The organism is Bacillus sp. XF8 (genome assembly GCF_017498755.1).
Taxonomy (GTDB): domain Bacteria; phylum Bacillota; class Bacilli; order Bacillales; family Bacillaceae_G; genus Bacillus_A; species Bacillus_A bingmayongensis.
On the sequence record NZ_JAGDQK010000094.1, the window covers coordinates 1 to 4,049 of the forward strand.

Annotated in this window: 4 protein-coding genes and 1 pseudogene; 2 read left to right on the forward strand and 3 right to left on the reverse strand. The window is 33.5% G+C overall.

Annotation, left to right across the window (positions count from 1 at the left end; all coding sequences use genetic code 11):
* Nucleotides 1–357 precede the first annotated feature (357 nt).
* Both J4P91_RS28365 and J4P91_RS28370 read right to left on the reverse strand, forming a co-directional pair.
* Nucleotides 358–1,080, reverse strand: coding sequence for a ZinT family metal-binding protein (locus J4P91_RS28365; RefSeq protein WP_207996751.1), 723 nt, complete (start codon nucleotides 1,078–1,080; stop codon nucleotides 358–360).
* A 493-nt stretch (nucleotides 1,081–1,573) separates the two neighbouring features.
* Entirely contained in the window at nucleotides 1,574–2,386 is an 813-nt protein-coding gene (locus J4P91_RS28370) for a peptidoglycan-N-acetylglucosamine deacetylase (protein ID WP_374192077.1), read from the reverse strand.
* Nucleotides 2,387–2,854: 468 nt separating this feature from the next.
* Here J4P91_RS28370 and J4P91_RS28375 point away from each other — a divergent pair, with 468 nt between their 5' ends.
* Nucleotides 2,855–3,256: a YkvA family protein gene (locus tag J4P91_RS28375; RefSeq protein WP_207996753.1), complete on the forward strand. Its 402-nt coding sequence runs from the start codon at nucleotides 2,855–2,857 to the stop codon at nucleotides 3,254–3,256.
* Between the two features lie 135 nt (nucleotides 3,257–3,391).
* Nucleotides 3,392–3,608, forward strand: a pseudogene (locus J4P91_RS29625) (heteromeric transposase endonuclease subunit TnsA); the annotation flags it as partial.
* A gap of 51 nt (nucleotides 3,609–3,659) precedes the next feature.
* Here J4P91_RS29625 and J4P91_RS28380 read toward each other — a convergent pair.
* On the reverse strand, nucleotides 3,660–4,049 hold a 390-nt coding region (locus J4P91_RS28380), incomplete at its 5' end, for a DUF4097 family beta strand repeat-containing protein (RefSeq protein ID WP_243764063.1).

The following is a 4,049-nucleotide window of genomic DNA, read 5'->3' on the forward strand; positions in this document are numbered from 1 at the left end:
TTTTTACAACTTGTATCTTTAATTCATCTGAATAAGTTTGAAATTTATCCCCTTTTTTAACCATAATAAAATCCCCTTCAAGTAAAAGTGTAACATCCATGTTTATTCATGGTCTTTTTACACTGTCTACCTTAAGGGGATAATATCAACCAGTCTGTCCAAAAACAGAAGGAATTTATTCATCAATTGTTTGGCTTAGCTTCATAAGATAGAAATGTAGAGGAAATTGCTATTCTATGTTTCTAACTAACATTTTTGCACCAGAACCATTTTTTGAGTATTAAACAGTGTGATTCTGGATTGATAACCTTTGAGTCTTACATATTTTTGAAAGAAATATTCATCGTGACTCCTACTTTAATGCTCCATCATCTCATGGGCAATATCATGTCCATCCATTTTTGATGGGTAGTAGGTAGGCCAGTGTATGACTTCATCCAATAAAGCTTTTCGGTCGTCACCCCAATACAGGTGGTAATGACTAGCTTTATTTGGATAGATACTATGATCACTAAATTGAATATACTGAGGAACTCCTTCAGCTTTTTCTGCTAGTTTAAATACGTATCTTACACCTCTATTTCCCGCATCATATGTCAGAATTTCGTACCCATCATAGATATACTTACCAGAATATTCTTCTCCATTTTTGAAAAACGTTACAATATTCCCTTGAATCACAATACGGTTAACACCTGTTTGATACCCTTCATTATAATACTCCTTATATTCTTTAGCTGTCATTTTACCTGTATGTTTCGCTTTATAAGCAAATACCTCATCAAGCGTTCCATCTTGTAAATATGGATATACAGATTGCCAGTCTCCTTCCCAATCGGAGAGTGATCGTTCTTTCACTTGGCTGTCTTCAAAATATCCTTCATAAATTTTTTTTGTTTCTTCATTATGTGCATGACTATGATCGTGCTCATGGCCGTGATCGTGTTTGCTTTCATGTGTGTGACTTTCAGATGTTTTATTAGACTCGCCTTCGGATGAACTTGAATTCTGACAGCCTACTAATACTAGTAGTGAACTAATAGTTAATATGCCTACCCTTTTTACAAATGAAATCTTCATTAATAACACTCCTTAATATAAATCGTAATCATTACGATTTATATTATACATATATCTTGTGTAAACATCAAAGGAAAAATACCCCAATATCACTGAATGGATGATCCTATCCATAAATCTTCGTAGACTATTACAAGTGGTTCTGGTACAAAAACTTCAGGACAATTGCAATGAATCTATAAAATTCCGATAATTTAAGACCATTACGAGACAAAAACTCCACCAAAAGTCAGTAAAATAAATAACCGGTTGCTTAACGTACAGGGAATCGGTTATTTTGTGTCTAAAATGTGTCTAAACGTACAATTTTTTTTGATATGGTTACCCCATAAAGAGTAATACCTTATGATAAAGTAAGTATTCTAAAAGCCCATGACTATATTGATGTAATAGAGTCATGGGCTTTTAGAGTTTGTTAGAGTACTATATTGATGAATTTTTATAACTTTTAGCTTTATGGTGTTTTAAAATATAGCATAATTTTCTTTAAAAGTTAAATGCGTGGGTCCTGCCAGAAATTTAAAGAGAAGTGATCATTTTCTTGATAAACTTCAAATTCATATCCTTTTTCTTTTAATCCTTTTATAATGGCTGGTACGGCTGCAACAGCTTGAGGATGAATATCATGCATTAATATGACTTCTTTAGACCTAGTCGCACCAATAATTACATTTTGAGCAATATTCATGGAAGCCGACTCTAGAGGTACGTTATTATATTTCCAATCTAGGGAGTCAATTGTCCAATCCCATACTTTAAATCCACCCTCTGCTACCTTATTACGAAGTGCTTCATTTAATCCAGGCATAGAACCATAAGGAGGTCGGGTTAATTGTGGTTTTTCTCTAATAATATCTGCTATTAAATTTTGATTTGTTCTCATTTCATTAACATAGTTACCATTTGTATATAATTTTTTGAAATCATGAGTCATGCTATGCATACCCACATAATGACCTTCTGTTTTTTCTCGTTTTACTAAATCAGGATATGCCTTTACATTCTTACCAGTTAAGAAAAAAGTTGCTTTAACATCCAGTTGTTTTAGTATATCTAAAAGCTCAGCTGTATACTTCCCTGGTCCATCATCAAATGTAAGATATGCAACTTTCCGTATTTGACCATTAAATTGATTAGGTACTGGTTTGTTTATCTCAAATTTGGGCTGTTCACTTACAAGCTGAATTGGGTTCTCTTGGTTTGTTACCCCTCTTGCGGGTGATGCAATTGATTGAATTACAAAATAAATAATGACTACTAGGGCTACCGTTAGAATTGATATTACGAATTTTTTGGCCTGAAATATTTTTTTCACTCTCTATATCCCTTCCCCTACCTATTAGCAATATTTTCTTTAAATACAATTATACCAAATTACATCTGGTACAAAAGAAACGTTCGCATTTACCATAATTTCAATTATTTACTAATTAATTCGAAATATATTTTTCTTTCGTATGTTGCGTCCTTATAAAATCAAGGATTATCACGTTTACAAATATGTTATAAAACATTTTTAAACGTTTATTAAATACCGATAACCTTTACAAACTCCTTAGCGTACAATTTTCTCGAAATGATATGGTGACCCCTACTAGCTAAGATAGAGGAAGAAATAAGGAATTACCACTAACTTAGCTAGAGGATAAGGTAAATGATTAAGCAATTATACTAAGTGTCCCTGGGTTCATCTGCTTAAACCTGTTATTATTTGGACTATTGTTTATAGAATGTCTGATTCATTATATACTAATTATAGATTGGGGGAATTGTTATGGATTATTCCAAAGAACAGTTAGAAAAAGAAATGACTCGTTCTAGTAGGCATTATTCTGATAATCAGTTTTGGGAGAAAGTAAAGAAATATGCTAAAAAGGCAGGAACTCAAGCTGTATATACAGTTTTATTATTGTATTATGTTCTTCAGAAAGATACTGTTCCAATGAAAACTAAGGGGATTATTTTGGGGGCTCTAGGTTATTTTATTTTACCTTTAGATTTAATCCCAGATTTCACACCAGTTGTAGGATATGCAGATGATTTAGGTGCTTTAGGTGTAGCTTTAATGCAAGTTGTGACGTATATTGATGAGGATGTAAAGCAACAAGCTAAAGAAAAGTTATCATCATTGTTTGGTGAGGATGTAGATACAACAGAAATAGATTCGAAAATTTAAAGTATTTATTCTAGAACCTCCTATTTAGGGGGGGTTATATTGGTGGGGAGTGTTAAAATATGCCCTATTGTAGTTTTGAAATAAAGTCGCACCGTTTTACCCCTTTAGATATTTTTTGTCTAAAGGGGTGTTTTTATGTCCAAAAGAAAAAGAACATCTGAAATTGAAAAGTGGATTAAACAAGGTCGAGGTTCAGGTATAGGTCCAGATTATCAGCCTTAGTTGAAGATTCAAGATGTTTCATCATTGGGTAAATCAACGAGATTAAGGGTATCAAAATAAAGCGTCAGCATGAATTTTTATCAGACTTGGAACGAAACCACTCTTTTACTTAATTGAATTTTCATGTTTTTAGATAGATGGCAGAGAGAAATTTCCTTTATTATCTTAAATAGTACCTGTATTATTTCAATGATATACTTCCCGAAGAGGTCTCCAATTGCACTTTATGATCCCCGCTCCCAGATGTTCCTTTTGTTTCTTTTTTACCCTGTTGATGATTATCCAATACAAAGGCGACTGAACGTCTCCCGCTGTTGGATTTGAGGAGTAGCTCGGCATCTGGTTCATCCCCGTTCAAGGAAACGTCCACATTCCCACTTGTTGTAGTAACGTAAACCTCACTATGGAAGTGAAGGAAGTCAAGTTTTACGTTACCACTACTTCCATTAACTCGCAGGTTGTGCGTTTGTAGCTCCTTACCAACGACGGTTCTGTTGCAAAGATTTCTAAACTGAGATAACCTGTAGAAAAAGTGTGAGCAGGAGAATGATATATGGGGTATTTTAAAGGA